A 19,097-nucleotide genomic window follows, 5' to 3' on the forward strand; every position below is an offset into this window, starting at 1 on the left:
CTCATTTCTGCGTGCATGTGCTGGCGCCGACGAGGCGTCGTCCCAAGCGCCGGAATCCCCTGAAACCGGCTCTTCACGTCGGTATCCCCAACTTGGGACACACGTGGCGCGCGCGATGTGACAAAACACACGGCCACGGCCTGGGGGCTGTGCATAAAGTACGGATACGTGTATCTGTGAGGTAATGCGCGCGGACGATGAGCCCCGGGGGCGGCGCCGTCGCGCGTATATTGGGGTTTGGGGAAACTGATGTTCCAGGGCTGGGTTGACCGCGTTCTGCGGGGTACGGCGGCTGTCGCTCGTGGCGAAGCCGTGTCTGTTCGGCGTGAAGCGATGGCCACGCGGCTGCGAAGCCTGCTGATGGCGCTGTTCGCGATCCTGATGGTTGGAGCGCCGACCCTGGCCCTGGCCTCGCCGGGCTGCGACGCGGTCAACGCGGGCGCCTTCGACCAGTCCACGACCTACAACGCCGGCGCCGTCCAGTCGACGAACGCCCGCGAGACGATCGGGTCGACAACCTACAACGGCATCATCACCAACAACTGGACGGGGGCGACCACGGCCAGTCGATGGTATAACGGCGGGCAGCTCTACAGCTTCACGGCCGGCGAGACGATTACCGTCAACGCCACGGTCAACACCACATCGGGAACCTTGCGCGCGGCGCTGTTCCGAGGTGGCTCCTCCACGACCGTGGGCATCCAGATCAACAATCTGACCACCTCCGGCACGTTCACCTACACGGTCGTCAGCCCGGAGTACGCCTTCGACGCGCGCCTGCTGCAGGCCTCGTCGGGCACCGGCACGGTCTCGATGACCGCCAGCTGCGTCGTGGCCCCGCCGTCGATCAGCAACCTCTCGCCTGTCAACGGGCCGACCTCCGGCGGCACGGCCGTGTCCCTGACCGGCCAGAACTTCACGGGCGCGACCGTGACGATCGACGGCGCCACCGTGACCCCGACCGTCCATACCGACACCGGCATCACCTTCACCACGCCGGCCCACGCGGCCGGCCTCGTCGCGGTGGTCGTAACCACGGCCGGCGGCACGGCGTCGTCGAACTTCACCTATGTGGCGCCTCCCACGGTGACCTCCGTATCGCCGACGGCCGGCCCGACGATCGGCGGCACGAGCGTCGTCATCACCGGTACGGGCTTCACTAACGCGTCCGGCCCGGGCGGCGTGAAGTTCGGCGCGACCAACGCGACCACCTACACGGTCAACAGCGACACCCAGATCACCGCGACCTCGCCCGCCAACGCGGCCGGCACCTACGATATCACCGTCACCACCGTGGGCGGCACTAGCGCCGCCAGCGCCGCCGACCAATACACCTATATCGCCGCGCCGACGGTGACCTCGGTCTCGCCGACCGCCGGTCCGACGAGCGGCGGCACCAGCGTCATCATCACCGGTACGGGCTTCACCACCACCTCCGGCGCGAGCGGCGTGCGGTTCGGCGCGACCAACGCGACCGGCTACACGGTCGACAGCGACACCCAGATCACCGCGACCTCGCCCGCCAACTCGGCCGGCACCTACGACATCACGGTGACGACGATTGGGGGAACCAGCGCCACCAGCGCCTCTGACCAGTTCACCTATGTCAACGCTCCGACCGTGACCTCGATCTCGCCGACGGCGGGCCCGACAGGGGGCGGCACGACCGTGGTCATCACCGGCACGAACTTCACGGGCGTTTCGGCCGTGACGTTCGGCGGCACGGCCGCGACGGGCTTCGTCTTCGACAGCGCGACCCAGATCACGGCGACTTCGCCGGCCGGTACGGGCACCGTGGACGTCCGGGTCACCACGCCCGGCGGGACCAGCGCCACCAGCGCGGCCGACCAGTTCACCTTCGTCGCGCCGCCGGTCTCCAGCTCGCCGACCTATGGGTCGATCATCGACTATAACGACGGCGGGAACCTGACGACCAACATCGACCTGTCGCTCTATATTACCGGGGGCGGTACGCCGACCAGCTACGCTGTCGGCTCGGCCACCACGGCCCAGGGCGGCTCGGTGAGCGTCAACAGCAGCGGCATCGCGACCTACACGCCGCCCGTCGGCTATCGCAACGCCAACGACAGCTTCACCTACACGGCGACCAACCTCGGCGGCACTTCGGCGCCGGGCGTGGTCACCGTCACGATCGGCAATCCGACGATCATGGTGACCCTGCCGTCTCCCACGGCCACGGTCGAACGGGTCTACAACGCCGGCAACACCCCCGTGACCCTCTCGGGCGGCCGCGCGCCCTACACCGTCAACAGCATCAGCGGCCTGCCCTCGGGCCTGACCGACGCCGGCGGCGGCGTCATCAGCGGCACGCCGGCGGCCAGCGGGACCTTCACCGTTACCGTCAACGTCACCGACAGCTCGCTGGGCGCTGGTTCCTACAACGTCAACACCACGGCGACCCTGACAGTCGGCCTGCCGCCGGCCCCGGTGGCCTCGTCCTTCACCGCCTCGGCCGTGGCCTACAACAGTGGTTCGGCGACGGGGACGCCCATCAGCGTCGCCGGCCACGCCACCGAAAGCCCGACCAGCTACGCCGTCGGCTCGGCCACCACGGCCGGAAACGGCAGCGTCAGCATCGACGCCGCCGGCCTCGTCACCTACACGCCGGCGGTCGGTTACCGCGGCAACGACAGCTTCACCTTCACTGCTTCCAACGCCGGCGGCCCATCGGCCTCGGCCACGGTCACCGTGCCGGTGAACAACCCGGTGTTCTCGGCCACGCTGTCGGCCCCCACCGGCACGGTGGGCGTGCCCTACAGCGGCTCGATCACCATGAGCGGCGGCAATGCTCCGTACTCCAACTTCTCGGCCACGGGCCTGCCCGCCGGCCTGACGATGAACAGCTCGGGCGTCATCAGCGGCGTCCCGACCACGGCGACCACCGCCACGGTCGTGGTCACCGTCACCGACAGTTCGAGCGGCAGCGGCAGCTACACCAGCACGGCCTCGGCCACGCTGACCATCGCCGCGCCGACCATCACCCTGTCGCCGGCCTCGGGCGCCCTGCCGGGCGGCCAGGCGGGCGTCGCCTACAGCCAGACTTTCACCAGCACGGGCGGCGTCGCGCCGATCACCTTCGCCGTGACGGCCGGCGCCACGCCTCCGGGCCTCACCCTGAGCGGCGGCGGCCTTTCCGGCACGCCGACGGCGACGGGCACGTTCAACTTCACCGTCACTGGCACGGACAGCAGCGGCAACGCCTATAGCGGCTCGGCCGCCTACAGCATCACCGTCGCCGCGCCGACGATCATTCCGACGACGACGCCGCTGCCTCCGGGCGAGGTCGGGGTCGCCTACGACAACGACGTGACCGCCACCGGCGGCAACACGCCCTATACCTTCGCTCTCGACACCGGCGTCCTGCCGGGCGGCGTGAACTTGAACACCGCCAACGGCAAGATTTCCGGCACGCCGACGCAGGCGGGTTCGTTCCCGATCACGATCCGGGTCACGGACTCGACCGCTGGCGGCGTCTATTCCGCCACTCAGCCCTACACCCTGGTCGTCAACGCACCGACGATCAGCCTGTCGTCGACCTCGCTGCCGAACGCGACGATCGCTCAAGCCTATAGCGCGAGCGGCGCGCCGATCACCGCCACTGGCGGCACGGCCCCCTATAGCTACACGGCCACCGGCCTCCCGGCCGGCCTGACGATCAACGCCGCCAGCGGCGTCGTCTCGGGCACGCCGACGGCGAGCGGCAGCTTCAACTTCGACGTCACCGCCACCGACAGCTCCGCGGGCGCGGGCGCGCCGTTCACCGGTACGCGCAGCTACACCCTGGTCGTCAATGCGCCGACGATCGTCGTCTCGCCGACCAACCCGGTCCTGACGCCGGTCGCGGCGGGCGTGCCGGTGAACACCCAGTTCACCGCGGCCGACGGCGTGGGTCCCTACACCTACTCGGTCGGCGCGGGCCTGCCTCCGGGCGTCACCCTGTCGGGCGACAGCCTGACGGGCACGGCCACCGCCGTGGGCGCCTACACCTTCACCATCACCGCGCAGGACTCCAGCACGGGCGCGGGTCCCTATACGGGCCAGCGCACCTACACCCTGAACATCGGCGCGCCGGTGATCACGGTTTCGGGCTCCCTGCCCAATGGCCAGTCCGGCGTCGCTTATGGCAGCCACACGCTGACCGCCAGCGGCGGCACCGCGCCCTACACCTTCGCCGACTCGGGCAACCTGCCCGCCGGCCTGGCCCTTTCGCCGACCGGCACGCTCTCGGGCACGCCGACGGAAGCGGGGACCTTCAACGTCACGATCTCGGCCACGGACTCGACGGCGGGCGGCTCGTTCCTGGGCAGCGCGGCCTTCACGATCACGATCGCCGCGCCGAGCCTGTCGGTGACCACGACCAGCCTGCCTCCCATGACGGCCGGTGCGCCCTACACGGCCACCCTCGCCGCCAGCGGCGGTACGGCTCCGTACCAGTACGAACTGACGACCGCCCCGGCCTCGCTGCCGGCGGGCCTGACCCTGGCTGCCAACGGCCAGATCAGCGGCACGCCGACGGCCTCGGGAACCTTCAACTTCTCGATCCGGGCCCAGGACTCCACCACGGGGACCGGCGCGCCGTTCTTCAGCCCGGCGCAGCCTTTCAGCGTCACGGTTGCTGGTCCGGTTCTGGTGGTCAGCCCGTCGGCCCTGCCGGCGGCGACGCAACAGGCCGCCTACAGCCAGACCATCACCGCCACCGGCGGCACGGCGCCCTACGGCTTCACGACGATCGGATCGCTTCCGGCCGGCTTGACGCTCAACCCGACCACCGGCGAGCTCTCGGGCACGCCGACCGTCAACGGCACGTTCAACTTCAGTGTCCGTGTCCAGGACGCCACGGCCGGCGCCACGCACTTCGTCGACCAGCCCTACAGCCTGGTGGTGAACGTGCCGGCTCCGCCGACGCCGGGCGCGGTCTCCGTGACCGTGGCCGCCAACAGCACCGGCAATGTGATCAACCCGTCGCTCAGCGGCGTGCCGGCCACGGCGGTCAATATCGTTGACCAGCCGACCCACGGCACGGCGACCGTCAACGGCATGGCCTTCGACTACGCGCCGACGGCCGGCTTCTCGGGCACGGACACCTTCACCTACACCGCCTCCAACGCCGGCGGGACCTCGGCTCCGGCCACGGTCACGATCACCGTCACGGCGCCGACCCTCGTGGTCACCGGCGCGCCCGGCGGCGGCACTGTGGGCGTGCTCTATACGAACGCGACCTTCAGCGCCTCGACCGGCACGGTTCCCTACACCTTCAGCGGGACCGCCCTGCCGCCTGGCCTGGTGCTCAACACGGCCGGCGTCCTCTCGGGGATCCCGACCGCGGGCGGCACGTTCAACGCGGTGATCACGGCGACCGACGCCTACGGCGCCCAGGGTTCGGCCACGTTCCCGATCACCATCGCCAGCCCGACCATGTCCCTGACGCCGACCAGCCTGCCGGTCGGCGACTACGGGGTCGCCTATAGCCAGACCTTCCAGGCTTCGGGCGGGGCGCTGCCCTACACCTATACGGTGGCCGGCGCGCTTCCGACCGGCGTGACGCTGAATGCTTCGACCGGCGAGCTCTCGGGCACGCCGACCGAGGCCGGCAGCTTCCCGCTGACGGTCACGGCCACCGACTCGGCTACTGGCACCGGCCCGTACTCGACCAGCGTCAACGTCACCCTGACGATCAACCAGGCCGCGCCTCCGGTGGCCGATCCGACCAGCACCACGACGCCGGCCGGCTCGCCGACGACGATCGACGTCTCGAACCTGATCGACGGGTTCTACGACTCGGTGGTCATCGTCGATCCGCCGCAGAACGGGACGGCCGTCGTCAACAGTTCGGCCTCGCGAATGCGCTCGCAGAGCGGTTCGGGCACGGTGACCATCACCTACACCCCGAACCCGGGCTACTACGGTACGGACAGCTTCACCTACGCGGCCTCGGGTCCGGGAGGCACGTCGTCGCCGGCCGCGATCAGCGTGGCCGTCGCCGCCCCGGCTCCGGTCGTCGTCAACGACGCCGCGACCGTCAACGCCAATGCGTTGGTGGTCATCCCGGTGACCGCCAACGACACCGGCCCGATCTCGACCATCGCGGTCGCCTCGGCTCCGGCCAACGGCACGGCGACGGTTTCGGGCCTCGACGTCACCTATGTCCCGACCGAGAACTTCTTCGGTACGGACACCTTCACCTACACGGCGACCGGCGACGGCGGCGTCAGCGGTCCGGCGACGGTCACCGTCACCGTCAACCCGCTGGCGGTCCCGACCCAGTCGGCCCAGACGCTCACCGTCCTGGCCGGCCAGTCGGTCACCCTGGCGGCGACGCAAGGCGCGACCGGCAGCCCGTTCACGGGCGTGGCGGTGGGCACGGCCCCGACCAAGGGCACGGCCGTCGTCAACGGCGAGACCATCGTCTACACCCCGGCCACCGGCTTCTCCGGTTCGGACAGCTTCACCTACCGGATCAACAATCCGTTCGGTTCGTCCGCCCCGGTTCCGGTGACCGTCACCGTCAACCCCGCGCCGCTGACGGCGCCGCCGATCACCGTCGAGATCCTCGCCGGCCAGAAGGCGGTCGTTAATCTGGTGACCGGGGCCAGCGGCGGGCCGTTCACCGGCGCGGCGGTGGTGTCGATCACGCCCGCCAATTCCGGCGCGGCCGTGGTGACCAACCCCGCGTCGGGCGCCTACACCCTGACCTACACCCCCGACAACGCCTTCGCGGGCACGGCGGTGGTGACCTACACCCTGAGCAACGCCTTCGCGACTTCGGCCCCCGGCCGGATCAACGTGATCGTCAAGGCTCGCCCGGACCCGTCGCAGGATCCGGAGGTGAAGGGTCTGATCGCGGCCCAGGACGCGGCGGCCATCCGCTTCGCCGAGGCCCAGATCAGCAACTTCAACCGTCGCCTCGAGCAGCTGCACAACGGCGGCGGCGCGGGTCGCGGGTTCGGGGTCAGCGTCAGCGGCGGCGTCACCGAGCGTGAGGACGGCCTGGAAGCGCGCGAGCGGTTCCGCAAGTACGCCAGCCTCGGCATGAACGACGCGGCCGATCCGTCCAGCCCGCTGCTGCCCGAGACCGAGGCCGGTTACACGGCCAAGGACGACGGCGAAGACGGCCAGGCCGGTCCCAAGCGCTGGGGCGTCTGGGCGGCCGGTTCGGCGGACTTCGGCATGCGTGACGCGGTCGGGTCGCAAAGCGGCTTCCGCTTCACCACCGACGGCCTCACCGGCGGCGTCGACTACCGGGTCAACCCCGACTTCGCCTTCGGCCTGGGTGTCGGCTACGGCCGAGACTCCAGCCGGGTCGGCAAGTCGGGCACCAAGAGCAAGGCCGAAAGCTACAGCGCCGGCCTCTACGCCAGCCTGAAGACGGGCGAGAAGACCTTCATCGACGGGGTCCTCGGCTACGGCACGCTCGACTTCGACACCCGCCGCTACGTCACCTCGACGGGCGAGCTGGTGAACGGCCAGCGTGACGGCGATCAGGTGTTCGGCGCTCTGACCTTCGGGATGGAGCACCGCACCCCGACCAGCCTGCTCTCGCCTTACGGCCGGGTCGCCTACAGCCGCTCGCAGCTGGATGCGTTCTCGGAAACGGGCGGCGGGCCCTACGGCCTGACCTACCACGCCCAGACCGTGCAAAGCCTCACCGGCACGCTCGGCCTGCGCGGCGAGTTCATCCGCAAGACGGCGGCCGGCCTGCTGGCTCCGCGCTTCCGGGTCGAGTACTCGCACGACTTCGAGAAGGCCAACGACGCCCTGCTCAGCTACACCGACTGGGTGGGCGGGCCGACCTACCGCCTGACGGTGGATCCGATCGACCGCGACCAGCTGCGGCTGGAGCTCGGGGCCGACCTGACCATCAGGAACGGCATCCGGTTCGGCCTGGACTTCGACAACATGGTCACGAAGGACAGCGACAGTCAGGGCGTCAGGCTCTCGATCCAGTCGCCCTTCTGACCGAAGGCGAAGAAGCGAACTAAGGAGGGCGGCGCCGGCCACGGCGCCGCCCTTTTCCTTTTCAGATAGCTCCTCCTCGGAGGGGAGCGAGGGACAGAGCGCCTTGCGGCGGTCGCCCCTCCACCGCACACGGGGGGAGGAGAGGCCAGCCCCAAAAAGGAAAACGCCCGTCGGGTTGGTCCCGCCGGGCGTTTGCCGTTTCTAGCTCAAGGGGCGCGGCGTGCGCGCCGGGACCTCAGCGGTCGAAGTTGCGGGCCAGCAGGAAGCCGAACACCGCGCCGGCCACGAAGGTGCCCAGGGCCAGGGCCAGCGGATGCTCCTCGGCGGCCTTGTGGGCGGCCTCGGCCTTGGGCTTGGACCAGGCGACGGCGGCGTCGGTCTTGTCGTGCACGTATTCGCGGGCGACCTGGGTCTTCTCGACGGCCGTCTCGGCGACGGTGGCGGCGGCCTTCTTGACCGCGGTGGCGGCCTTGGCGGCGGTCTTCCTGGCGCTGGCTTTCGCCGAGCCGGCGCCGCCGGCGAGGTCGGTCTTGATGGTGGCGTCGGTCATCGGCGTCTCCCGGTATGGAAAGGGGCGTGCTCCCGGGGCGCAACGCAACGCGCCGCCAGGCGTCTGGAGACTAACACCTGGCGAGCCGGTTTGGTTCGGGCAAGAGGCGTTCGCACGCGTTTTGCGCGTATCGATCCTTCTGCTCGGGCCGGATTCCCGTCGGGGCGCCCGGGGCGCTGCTCTGGCCTAGTTGTCGCGCACGACCTTCAGCACCGCCTCGCCATAGCGATCGAGCTTGCCTTGGCCCACGCCCCCGGACTTGCCCAGGGCCGCCAGGGTCAGCGGACGGGCCGCGGCGATCTCGGCCAGGGTGGCGTCGTGGAAGATCACGTAGGGCGGCACATGCTGGGCCTGGGCCTGGTCCTTGCGCCAGGCGCGCAGGGCCTCGAACAGCACCTGGTCGCCCGGCGGCACGGTCAGGGCCTGGCGCCGTCGCAGGCTCTTGCCGCCTGACCCCGAACCGCCCTTGCCGCCGGCGTCGCCGCCCGGGGCCTGGCGCAGCGACACCTGCCGCTCGCCGCGATAGACCGCCCGCACGCCCTCGCCGTCGCCCAGGCCGATCAGCGGCCGGCCCTCGTTGGGGTCCTCGCGCAGCAGGCCCTCGAAGACCAGGGTGTCGAGCAGGTCGCGCCAGCCTTGCGGGCTGAATTCCCTGCCGATGCCGAAGGTCGACATCTGGGCTTCCTGCTGGCTGACATCCTTGGTCTTGCCCAGCAGGTGGTCGATCAGGCGGCCGCGCCCGAAGCGGCCGCCCAGGCGATGGGCGGCCGACAGGGCCTTCTGGGCGGCTTGCGTGGCGTCGACGCCGGTCGGCGGCGAGATGCAGATGTCGCAGGTTCCGCAGCGCTCGACCCCCTCCTCGCCGAAATAGCGGCGGACGGCGGCGGCGCGGCAGGTCATGCCTTCCAGCATGGCGTAGAATTGCCGCAGCTTGCGGCTCTGCACCTGCTTGACCTCGTCGGGAGCCTCGCGGGCGTCGATGCGGCGGCCGGCCCAGGCCAGGTCGGCGCTGCTGTAGAGGGTGATGCCCTCGGCCGGCTGGCCGTCGCGCCCGGCGCGGCCGATCTCCTGCCAGTAGGCCTCGATGGCGGCCGGCGGATCGGCATGGATCACGAAGCGGACGTCGGGCTTGTCGACCCCCATGCCGAAGGCGATGGTGGCCACCATCACCGCCTCGTCGGCCTCGAGGAACTGCTCCAGCCGGCGGGCGCGCACGGTCTTGTCGAGGCCGGCGTGATAGGCCAGGGCGGGCACGCCGTTGTCTATCAGCATCTGGGCCAGCTTCTCGGTCGAATCCCGGCTGCCGGCATAGACGACGCCGGCGCGGCCGGGGCGCTCGGTGACCAGCTCGATGACCCGGTCGTGGCCCTTGCCGCGCTTGCGCTCGGCGTTGAGCGCCAGTTCCGGGCGGGCGAAGCTGTCGACGAACTCGGCCGCGCCCTGCAGGCGCAGTTCGGCGCGGATGTCGTCACGGGTGCGGGCGTCGGCGGTGGCGGTGACCGCCAGGCGCGGGACGTTCGGGAACACCTCGGCGATGCGGCCCAGCATCCGGTACTCGGGCCGGAAGTCGTGGCCCCACTGGCTGACGCAGTGGGCCTCGTCGACGGCGACCAGCGACAGGTCAAGGCGCGACAGCCGCTCCAGCATCCAGCCCTGCATCAGGCCTTCGGGCGACAGGTAGAGCAAATCGAGCCGCCCTGCCTCGATGCGCCGCCAGATTTCGGCGCGCTCCTCGGGCAGGGTGTTTGAGTCCAGGCGCTCGGCGGCGACCCCGGCCTGCTGCAGGCCGGCCACCTGGTCGGCCATCAGCGCGATCAGCGGCGAGACCACCAGGCCAAGGCCCGGCCGGACCAGGGCCGGGATCTGGTAGCACAGGCTCTTGCCGCCGCCGGTGGGCAGCACGGCCAGGGCGCTGCGCCCCTCCAGCAGCTCGCCGACCACCTGGGCCTGCAGGCCGCGGAAATCCTGGTGGCCGAAGGTGCGGCGCAGGACATCGCGCGCGGCGTCTAGCGAGGGCGGGGAGGCGAGGGCGGTGGACACGGCGCTCTTTTGGCAGGGGCGCGACTCCGCGCCAAGGCCGGAAACGGCGGATTTTTCAGATCCTTCCCCAGGAGGGGCAGGCGGCCGAAGGCCGGTGGGGGAAGTTGTCAGCTTTCGAGGCATTGGCCGGTTTCCCACCGCCCCCACCGATCGCTCCGCGATCGCCTCCCCCACAGGGGGAGGTTCCTGGTTATGGGGATAGAGCAGCGTGGATCCCCGGCGCTCGGCGAAAAGTCCTGAACGCGATCAACCGCTTGCAACTTTCTCATGCGCCTGGATCAGACGCGCTGAAAACCCGCCGCATAATCATTGGGTCCCGTCGCAGGGAGAGGGCGCAAGGATCCGGCCCGAAGCGGCGACGTGGATGCGATCGAGCGGGGCCGCCGGAGCTGCGTGAGCAGGACCGGGCCAGGCTTAAATGAGGATGGGGGACGTAAACCCATCCATCGGGAGCTTGCCTGACTAGGCTCCCGCCCGTCCAAGGGTTCGCGCCGCCATGCACGCCTGGCCGCCAAGAAACGGGGCGCACTGCATGGGGAAGGGGCACAGGGCGGAAGAGGCCCGCGCGCCCCGGCCTGAGGGACAAACGATCGCGCGGGGCGTTCTGCTTCGTCGAAACGGTACTTAGAACTCACACATCCGGGCGAGGCCCGGACGCCCCGCGCCCTCTCCACAAGCTCTGCGCAATCGCGCGAGAGGCTGAGAAGCCGTGCGTCCTTCCTGAGGCGCCCGCGCAGCGGGCCTCGAAGGACGCAAAGGCTCCAGCCAAGACCCTCTCCCTGAAGGAAGAGGCAGCCCGGAGGGCTGGAGGGGAAAGCATCTGATGAGGCGGCCCTCCCTTCCCTCAGCCGGTGGAGTTTATCCTCAAGCCCGCCTCGACGCGGGTTCTCCCCCGCTTGGTTAAACCGCGTTCACCTGTCGTCAATCTTGTCGCGTGTTTGGTCGCTGTGAGCTATGACACCGCCACGCGGGCGGGGCTAACGAGACCTAGGGTTACAGATGGCTAACGGCGCCTTCGGCGGAAACAAGCCGGCGAAGACTCAACGCACGCCCCTTCAGGCGTTGCTGTACTGGGTGACGGTTCTGGGCGTGTGGGGGCTGATCTTCGTGGTCACCTTCTTCGCGGTGTTCGCGCGCGACCTGCCCGACACCTCCAAGCTGTACGACGTCACCCGCCAGCCCTCGATCAACTACCTGGATCGCTCGGGCGCGCTGCTGGCCGTGCGCGGCAGCCAGTATGCGCCGCCGGTCGACATCGACGCCCTTCCCGAATACGTGCCGGCCGCCTTCGTCGCCATCGAGGACCGCCAGTTCTACCACCACTTCGGGTTCAATCCCTGGGGCATCGCCCGCTCGCTGATCTGGAACATCACCCACGATGGCGGCCCCCAGCGCGGCGGCTCGACCATCACCCAGCAGCTGGCCCGCAACCTGTTCCTCAGCCCGGCCCAGAACTACAAGCGCAAGGCCCAGGAGCTGATCCTGGCCGTCTGGCTGGAGCTGAAGTTCAGCAAGAAGCAGATCCTGGCCCTCTACATGAACCGGGTCTATTTCGGCGCCGGCGCCTACGGCATCGAGGCCGCCTCGCAGCGCTACTTCAACAAGCCGGCGAAAGACCTGACCATCGGCGAGGCCGCGCTGCTGGCCGGCATGATGAAGGGTCCGGCCCGCTATTCGCCGGTCAGCGCCAGCGAGCGCGCCGCCCGCCGCGCCACCGTCGTGCTCGACGAGATGGTGCGCCTCAAGGCCATCACGCCCGAGCAGCGCGACGAGGCCTTCAAGACGCCGGTGCAGGTGTCGGCCACCCTGGCCAACCAGCGCGCCCAGTACTTCACCGACTATGTCGACGCCCAGGTCCGCTCGCTGGTCGGCGAACCCACCGAAGACCTGGTCGTCGAGACCACGCTCGACCTGCCGATCCAGGTCGCGGCCGAGCGCGCCGTGCAGTTGGGCGTCGAGGGCCACATCAAGCAGGGCGTCCAGCAGGCCGCCCTGGTGGCCATCGACGGCGAGGGCCGCATCCGCGCCTATGTCGGCGGCGAGGACTACGGCCAGAGCCAGTTCGACCGCGCCACCAGCGCCCGTCGCCAGGCCGGCTCGGCCTTCAAGCCGTTCGTCTATCTCACCGCCATGGACCAGGGCCGCAATCCCAGCGTCATGGTGGTCGACGAGCCGGTGAAGATCGGCAACTGGGAGCCGCGCAACTACACCAACACCTTCCTGGGCCCCATGACCCTGCAGACGGCTCTCGCCCAGTCGATCAACACGGTCGCCGCGCGCCTGGCCAACGAGGTCGGCACCAGCAACGTGGCGGCCACCGCCCGTCGCCTGGGCATCACCAGCAAGATCCAGCTCGACCCGTCGATGGCGCTGGGGGCCGTCGAGGTCAGCCCGCTGGAGATGGCCCAGGCCTACGCCCCGTTCGCCAATGGCGGCTTCCTGGCCAAGGGCTACGGCATCGAGCGCATCCGCACCGCCTCGGGCAAGGTCCTCTACGACCACAGCGTCGACAGGCAGCCGCGCCCGTCGGTGATCGGCTCGCCGTCGCTGCAGTACATGAACCAGATGATGCGCCAGGTGGTGAACGGCGGCACGGGCGGCCGCGCCAAGGTCGCCGGCTACGACATCGCCGGCAAGACCGGCACCACCAGCGACTACAAGGACGCCTGGTTCGTCGGCTACACCGGCGGCTTCGTCGCCGCGGTGTGGACCGGCAAGGACGACAACACCGCCATGAAGCGCGTCAGCGGCGGCGGCCCGCCGGCCGAGATCTGGAAGGTGTTCATGAGCTCGGCCCTGCCGCGCCTGAAGGCCACCCCGATCCCCGGCGGCGTCGCCGAGGTGCCCGCGCCCGTCGAGGACCCGATTGGCGACATCCTGGGCGGCGGCGAGACCCCGACCGCCGACCCCGGCGCCGCCCCGCCCCCGGCCGGAACCCCGCCGGCCCAGACGTCGCCGGAACTGCCTTACTAGAAAAGCCCATCGCCCCGGACGTCCCGACGTCCGGGGCGTCTGGTTTCCGGAGAGCGCCCTTTCTCCTCCCCCGTGCAACGGGGGAGGTGGAGCGGCGCCATCGGCGACGTGACGGAGGGGGCGACCGCCGGCACGGAGCCCAGTCTCGCCCCCTCCACCACTTCGTGGTCCCCCTCCCCCGCAAGCGGGGGAGGAGAGGTGCTCAAGGCCTCGTCCGCCCTCAATCCGGCCAACAGCGTAAACCGTTGTTAAGGCTCACTGTTAAGGTCTGCGACACCTCTCCGAAAGCCGGTGTTTACCCCCTGCCTGTATCACTCTGAACCAACAAGAGTCGCTCTCCACGTGGGCGCGGCCGGTTCTGGTGGATGGCCTTCAATGACCAAGACGGTGCTCGTCGTCGACGACGATCCGACCCAACGTCGACTGATCCAGGCGGTGCTGGAGCGCGAAGGCTTCGCGGTCTGCCACGCCGAGAACGGCGATGCGGCCATGGCGCACCTGGCCGCCGGCGCGCCGGCCGACGTGATCCTGCTGGACCTCGTCATGCCGGGCCTGCCGGGCCAGGAGGCGCTGAAGGAGATGCGCGCGCGCGGCTACGCCCAGCCGGTGATCGTGCTGACCGCCAGCGGCGGCGTCGACACCGTGGTCAAGGCCATGCAGGCCGGCGCCACCGACTTCTTCATCAAGCCCGCCAGCCCCGAGCGGATCACCGTGTCGATCCGCAACGCCCTCTCCATGGGCGACCTCAAGGGCGAGGTCGACCGCCTGAACAAGCGCGTCGCCGGCCGCACCACCTTCTCCGACCTGATCGGAACCTCTCCGGCCATGACCATGGTCAAGCGCATCGGCGAGCGCGCCGCCAAGAGCGCCATCCCCGTGCTGATCACCGGCGAGAGCGGCGTCGGCAAGGAGCTGATCGCCCGCGCCGTGCACGGCTCTTCGGATCGCGCCGGCAAGCCGTTCGTGGCCGTCAACTGCGGCGCCATCCCGGAAAACCTCGTCGAGTCGATCCTGTTCGGCCACGAGAAGGGATCCTTCACCGGCGCCTCCGACAAGCATTCGGGCAAGTTCAAGGAAGCCGACGGCGGCACCCTGTTCCTCGACGAGGTCGGCGAGCTGCCCCTCGACGTCCAGGTCAAGCTGCTGCGCGCCCTGCAGGAGGGCGAGATCGACCCGATCGGCTCCAAGCGCTCGGTCAAGGTCGACGTCCGCATCGTCTCGGCCACCAACCGCGACCTGTCGGCCGCGGTGGCGCAGGGTCTGTTCCGCGAGGACCTCTATTACCGCCTGAACGTCTTCCCGGTGGAGGCGCCGTCCCTGCGCGAGCGCCGCGAGGACATTCCGGCCCTGGTCGAGGCCTTCGTGCGCCGCTTCAACGTCGAGGAAGGCAAGCGCGTGGTCGGGGCGTCGCCGCAGACCCTGCAGATCCTCTGCGCCTTCGACTGGCCCGGCAACGTGCGCCAGCTGGAGAACGCGGTCTATCGCGCCATCGTGCTGGCCGACGCGCCCTATCTGCAGCCCTACGACTTCCCGGCCATCTCGGGCGTCGTGGCCCCGCCGCTGGAGCCGTCGCCGATGGAGCCGCTGCCGGTGATGATCCAGGCCGCCGCCGCCCACGCCGAGACCGGCGCGGCGGGCGAGGCCCCGGTGCGCATCCTCGATGGCCACGGCCACCTGCGGACCCTGGAGGAGATCGAGCGCGACCTCATCCAGCACGCCATCGAGGTCTATGCCGGCCACATGAGCGAGGTCGCCCGCCGCCTGGGCATCGGCCGCTCGACCCTCTATCGCAAGGTCCGCGAGCAGGGCATCGACGTCGACGTCAAGGAAGCCTCCTAGGCGGCGAGGGGCCGGCCCGGCCGGCCTCGAGGGCTTGCAACGCGACGATGTTCCGGCCCTACATGGCGGCGATCGCCAAGGGAGGACCGCCATGTCCAGCGACGCCCAATCCAATAAAATCCCGCTGGCCTTCGAGGTGCAGCTGAAGATCCGCAAACCGGTAGCTCAGGTGTTCGACGCCGTCGTCGATCCGAGAAAGCTCAGCGGCTACTTCCTGCGCGAAGGCAGCGGACCGCTGGTCGCTGGCGCCACCGTGCTGTGGCAGTTCCCCGAATTCGAGGAGCGCTATCCGGTGGTGGTGCGCGAGGTGGTCGCGCCCGAGCGCATCGTGATGGAGTGGGGCTCGGCCATCGCCGGCGATCCCGACACCCGGGTGGTGATGACCTTCGTGGCGCTCGATCCGCAAAACACCATGGTCAGGATCAGCGAGTCCGGCTGGCCCAACAGCCCCGAGGGCCTGAAGGCCTCGCACGGCAACGCCGGCGGCTGGATGCACATGATGGCCGCGATGAAGGCCTATCTGGAATACGGCATCAACCTGCGCGAAGGCGGGGCGTTCTAGAAAACCCTCTCTGTGAAAGAGGGGGAGGCCAAAGAGGCGGCTACCCTTCGTCCTCGATCTCTTCCGCCGCCGTCTCCGGTCGCCCCTTCCGCGTGAAGCCCTTGCCGCGCTTCATCGGCTTGCGCTCGCCCTTGGCCTTGGCGGTGATTTCCTTGAGCTTGATGGTCTGGTTGACCGACAGGGCCTGGCCGGCGCCGCCCTTTTCCGGGTCGCCGAAAGCCCTTCCATAGGTCTCGATGCGCTGGGCCACGGAGCCCAGGAATTCGCCCTCCCAGTCGGAGAGCTCGACCCCGCCCTTGTCGGCCATCCGCCTGGCCTTCTTGAGGGCGCTCAGCGCGGCCTTCCTGGCCTGGGCCCGCGGATCTGGGGCTTTGCGATCGGGCGGCTTGGCGCGCATGACGACCAGCCTAGCAAAAAGGCCCTCTCCGGGGAGAGGGCCTTTTCAAAATCAGATCTCGCCGATGGCCGAGAGGTAGAGATCGAGGATGGCGTCCTCTTCCTGGCGCTTGGCGCGGTCGGTCTTGCGCAGGCGGACCACCTTCTTGAGCACCTTGACGTCGAAGCCGTTGCCCTTGGCTTCGAGGTAGACTTCCTTGATCTGCTCCATGATCTCGGCCTTCTCGACCTCGAGGCGCTCGACGCGCTCGATGATCGACTTCAGCTGGCCCTGGGCGGTGGAGTTCAGAACGTCGGCGTGCGGGATGGCGTCGTCGGCCATGGAGATCTCTCGCGAAAAAGGGCTGAAAACCGGAGGCGCGGAAACTAGTTCGGACGCGCCCGGAGGGAAAGCCGATTCCGAGCGCCAAGCCGCGGAGGCCTTCGAAACCTGTGGTCCAGACATGCGAAAAGAACCGGCCGAGATCGACCGGTTCTTTCGAAGACCTTCGCGTGGAGCGCGGCCGGCGGGGCCGCGGCTTCAACGTCGCGGACGTCCCGGAGCAGAGCCCCGGGCGCGCGTCATCAGCCTTGCTTGGCCTTGAAGCGCGGGTCGGTCTTGTTGATGATGTAGATGACGCCCTTGCGACGCACCATCTTGCAGTCGCGGTGGCGACCCTTCAGCGACTTCAGCGAGCTGCGAACCTTCATGACCGTCTCTGTTGTCAGCGGAGAGGTTCGGGCGCGCCTTAGAGCTCGCCGGAACATCCGGATGTTTCGGAGGGCGTGCGTATAGGCAAGACGGGGCCATGAGTCAATCGGCCAAGGCCGCGTTGCGCGCAGCCGCCGCGCCCTGTGGCGCCTATGCCTCCGTCTGGGGAGCGGGCGGGGGCGGGGGCTTGAACGACAGGCCCTTGGGCGGCGGCGAGCCAAAGGCGTTTTCGGCCTTCTGGCCGGGCAGGGCGCCCAGGCAGACCAGCAGGCCCGGCAGCACCAGCACCGCCACGCCCAGGGCGTTCTGGAGGGCTTGGCGGGGCAGGACATACTGGCCGCCGAAGAACAGCGCCATCAGCGCCAGGAACACCCCGCCGGCCCACCAACCGGTGCGGCCAAGGTCGTGCAGGCGCGGGATGGCGGCGATCAGCATCACCACCAGGGCCGCCGGCAGGGGGCGCATGAACACCAGGGCCGAGACCAGGGTGGCCAGGATCGCCACCCCGACGATCACCCAGTAGCTGGCGCGGTTTAGGCGGGCTTTCAGAAGATGCACGTCGAACCTCGCGTCCCGACTTCGATTTGGTCCCAGCTTCTTAGAGCAAAGCTTGTGGAGAGGCGATGCGAACCGGGAACTCACTTTGTCCTGGCGTCCTTGTGATTGAAGCTTTCGCACGAACCCCGGTAGCCTGCCCGCATGGACAAACGCGTATTCCTCGTTCTGCTGCTGGCCGGTTGCGCCGACACGACCGTCAACGCGCCGCTGGCGCCGTCGACCCCGGTCGCGCCGCCGCCCGCCGTCTCGACGCCCGCCGCCCCGACCCCGCCGTCGGCGGTCACCGCGCCCGAGACCGGCGGCCAGGTCGCCGCCTTCAACGCCTGGCTGGAGCAGTTCAAGCCCAAGGCCGTGGCCGCCGGCGTGCCACAGGCGGTGGTCGACCGCGAGCTGAACGGCCTGACGCCCAATCCGCGCGTCATCTCGCTGGACGGCCGCCAGCCGGAATTCTCCAAGCCGGTGGGCGACTACATCAAGGGCGTGATCAGCGACGACCGCGTGGCCGTGGGCCGCGGCAAGCGCGACCAGCTGGCCTTCCTGCCGTCGGTCGAGCAGCGCTACGGCGTGCCGCGCGACATCCTGCTGGCCGTCTGGGCGATGGAATCGGCCTTCGGCAAGATCCAGGGCGACTTCGACGTCGTCCGCTCCATGGCCAGCCTGGCCGCGGACGGCCGCCGTCGCGCCTGGGCCGAGGGCGAGCTGATCGCGGCCCTGAAGATCATCGCCTCGGGCGAGGACACGCGCGATCAACTGAAGGGCTCGTGGGCCGGCGCCATGGGCCAGACCCAGTTCCTGCCCTCCAACTATCTGTCGACCGCCGTGGATTTCGACGGCGACGGCCGCCGCGACATCTGGCGCAGCGACGCCGACAGCCTGGCCTCGGCCGCAAACCTGCTGGCCAAGGGCGGCTGGAAGCCCGGCGTGGGCTGGGCCAGGGAAGTGATCCTGCCGGCGGGCTTCGACTACAGCCTGGCCGAGGGGCCGCGCGAAGTTCCCTCGTGGTGGGAAGCCAAGGGCGTGAAGCGGGCCGACGGCCTGCCCTGGACGGCCGCGGATGCGGCGTCTCCGGCCGGGCTGATCCTGCCCGCCGGCGCGGCCGGTCCGGCCTTCCTGGCCCTGCCCAACCACTTCGCGATCCGCAAGTACAACAACTCCACCTCCTACGCCCTGGGCATCGGCCTGCTGGCCGACCGCTTCGGCGGCGGCGGGCCGCTGGTGGCGTCCTGGCCGGTGGAGCAGCCGCTGTCGCTGGCCGACCGCATGGCCGCCCAGATCGCGCTCTCGCGCCTGGGCTTCGATCCCGGCCCGGCCGACGGCGTCATCGGCGCGGGCACCCGCAAGGCCCTGCGCGCCTGGCAGCAGAGCCGCCAGCTGCCTGCCGACGGCTACCTGTCCTCGGACATGGTCGTGAAGCTGAAGGCTCAGGCGGCGATTTCGTAGGAAAAGAACCTCCCCCTGTGGGGGAGGCGGCCGAAGGCCGGTGGGGGGGCGGTTTCAGCTGCCGACGCGTT

11 protein-coding genes are annotated in these 19,097 nt (G+C 69.7%); 5 read left to right on the forward strand and 6 right to left on the reverse strand.

Annotated elements, in window-relative coordinates; translation table 11 throughout:
- Positions 1–333: 333 nt before the first annotated feature.
- On the forward strand, positions 334–7,977 hold the full coding sequence (locus DDF67_RS03300) for a putative Ig domain-containing protein (protein WP_199229142.1): 7,644 nt from the start codon (positions 334–336) through the stop codon (positions 7,975–7,977).
- Positions 7,978–8,212: 235 nt separating this feature from the next.
- On the opposite strand, the gene DDF67_RS03305 is transcribed toward DDF67_RS03300, so the two are convergent.
- Complete coding sequence (locus tag DDF67_RS03305) at positions 8,213–8,527, reverse strand: hypothetical protein (protein WP_109099525.1); 315 nt, start codon at positions 8,525–8,527, stop codon at positions 8,213–8,215.
- A 186-nt stretch (positions 8,528–8,713) separates the two neighbouring features.
- Positions 8,714–10,567: a DNA helicase RecQ gene (recQ, locus tag DDF67_RS03310; RefSeq protein ID WP_233247529.1), complete on the reverse strand. Its 1,854-nt coding sequence runs from the start codon at positions 10,565–10,567 to the stop codon at positions 8,714–8,716.
- Between the two features lie 999 nt (positions 10,568–11,566).
- Here recQ and DDF67_RS03315 point away from each other — a divergent pair.
- From DDF67_RS03315 to DDF67_RS03330, 3 genes are all read left to right on the forward strand, one after another.
- The gene (locus DDF67_RS03315) at positions 11,567–13,540 is read left to right on the forward strand and encodes a transglycosylase domain-containing protein (RefSeq protein ID WP_109099527.1); all 1,974 of its coding nucleotides are present in this window, start codon (positions 11,567–11,569) and stop codon (positions 13,538–13,540) included.
- A gap of 375 nt (positions 13,541–13,915) precedes the next feature.
- Positions 13,916–15,379: a sigma-54-dependent transcriptional regulator gene (locus DDF67_RS03325; RefSeq protein ID WP_109099529.1), complete on the forward strand. Its 1,464-nt coding sequence runs from the start codon at positions 13,916–13,918 to the stop codon at positions 15,377–15,379.
- 91 nt (positions 15,380–15,470) lie between these two features.
- A complete protein-coding gene (locus DDF67_RS03330; RefSeq protein WP_233247530.1) occupies positions 15,471–15,941 on the forward strand; it encodes an SRPBCC domain-containing protein in 471 nt (156 codons plus the stop codon).
- A gap of 40 nt (positions 15,942–15,981) precedes the next feature.
- On the opposite strand, the gene DDF67_RS03335 is transcribed toward DDF67_RS03330, so the two are convergent.
- The 4 genes from DDF67_RS03335 to DDF67_RS03350 all read right to left on the reverse strand — a co-directional run bounded on the left by DDF67_RS03335 (position 15,982) and on the right by DDF67_RS03350 (position 17,586).
- Positions 15,982–16,338, reverse strand: a complete 357-nt coding sequence (locus tag DDF67_RS03335) for a hypothetical protein (protein WP_109099530.1) — start codon at positions 16,336–16,338, stop codon at positions 15,982–15,984.
- 51 nt (positions 16,339–16,389) lie between these two features.
- Entirely contained in the window at positions 16,390–16,659 is a 270-nt protein-coding gene (gene gapR / locus DDF67_RS03340) for a nucleoid-associated protein GapR (protein ID WP_058348015.1), read from the reverse strand.
- 242 nt (positions 16,660–16,901) lie between these two features.
- On the reverse strand, positions 16,902–17,027 hold the full coding sequence (gene ykgO / locus DDF67_RS03345; protein WP_004616427.1) for a type B 50S ribosomal protein L36: 126 nt from the start codon (positions 17,025–17,027) through the stop codon (positions 16,902–16,904).
- Positions 17,028–17,178: 151 nt separating this feature from the next.
- Entirely contained in the window at positions 17,179–17,586 is a 408-nt protein-coding gene (locus DDF67_RS03350; protein WP_158277986.1) for a DUF805 domain-containing protein, read from the reverse strand.
- A gap of 141 nt (positions 17,587–17,727) precedes the next feature.
- Here DDF67_RS03350 and DDF67_RS03355 point away from each other — a divergent pair, with 141 nt between their 5' ends.
- Positions 17,728–19,026, forward strand: coding sequence for a lytic murein transglycosylase (locus DDF67_RS03355; RefSeq protein ID WP_109099532.1), 1,299 nt, complete (start codon positions 17,728–17,730; stop codon positions 19,024–19,026).
- Positions 19,027–19,097: the final 71 nt, after the last annotated feature.

The sequence above is a fragment of the Caulobacter endophyticus genome (assembly GCF_003116815.1).
GTDB classification, from domain to species: Bacteria; Pseudomonadota; Alphaproteobacteria; order Caulobacterales; family Caulobacteraceae; genus Caulobacter; species Caulobacter endophyticus.

Bases quoted from the DNA above. Each gene is read 5' to 3' on its own strand.
- DDF67_RS03300 (WP_199229142.1), top strand. From the start codon at position 334: ATGGCCACGCGGCTGCGAAGCCTGCTGATGGCGCTGTTCGCGATCCTG.
- DDF67_RS03305 (WP_109099525.1), bottom strand. From the start codon at position 8,527: ATGACCGACGCCACCATCAAGACCGACCTCGCCGGCGGCGCCGGCTCG.
- DDF67_RS03315 (WP_109099527.1), top strand. From the start codon at position 11,567: ATGGCTAACGGCGCCTTCGGCGGAAACAAGCCGGCGAAGACTCAACGC.
- DDF67_RS03325 (WP_109099529.1), top strand. From the start codon at position 13,916: ATGACCAAGACGGTGCTCGTCGTCGACGACGATCCGACCCAACGTCGA.
- DDF67_RS03330 (WP_233247530.1), top strand. From the start codon at position 15,471: ATGTCCAGCGACGCCCAATCCAATAAAATCCCGCTGGCCTTCGAGGTG.
- DDF67_RS03335 (WP_109099530.1), bottom strand. From the start codon at position 16,338: ATGCGCGCCAAGCCGCCCGATCGCAAAGCCCCAGATCCGCGGGCCCAG.
- gapR (WP_058348015.1), bottom strand. From the start codon at position 16,659: ATGGCCGACGACGCCATCCCGCACGCCGACGTTCTGAACTCCACCGCC.
- ykgO (WP_004616427.1), bottom strand. From the start codon at position 17,027: ATGAAGGTTCGCAGCTCGCTGAAGTCGCTGAAGGGTCGCCACCGCGAC.
- DDF67_RS03355 (WP_109099532.1), top strand. From the start codon at position 17,728: ATGGACAAACGCGTATTCCTCGTTCTGCTGCTGGCCGGTTGCGCCGAC.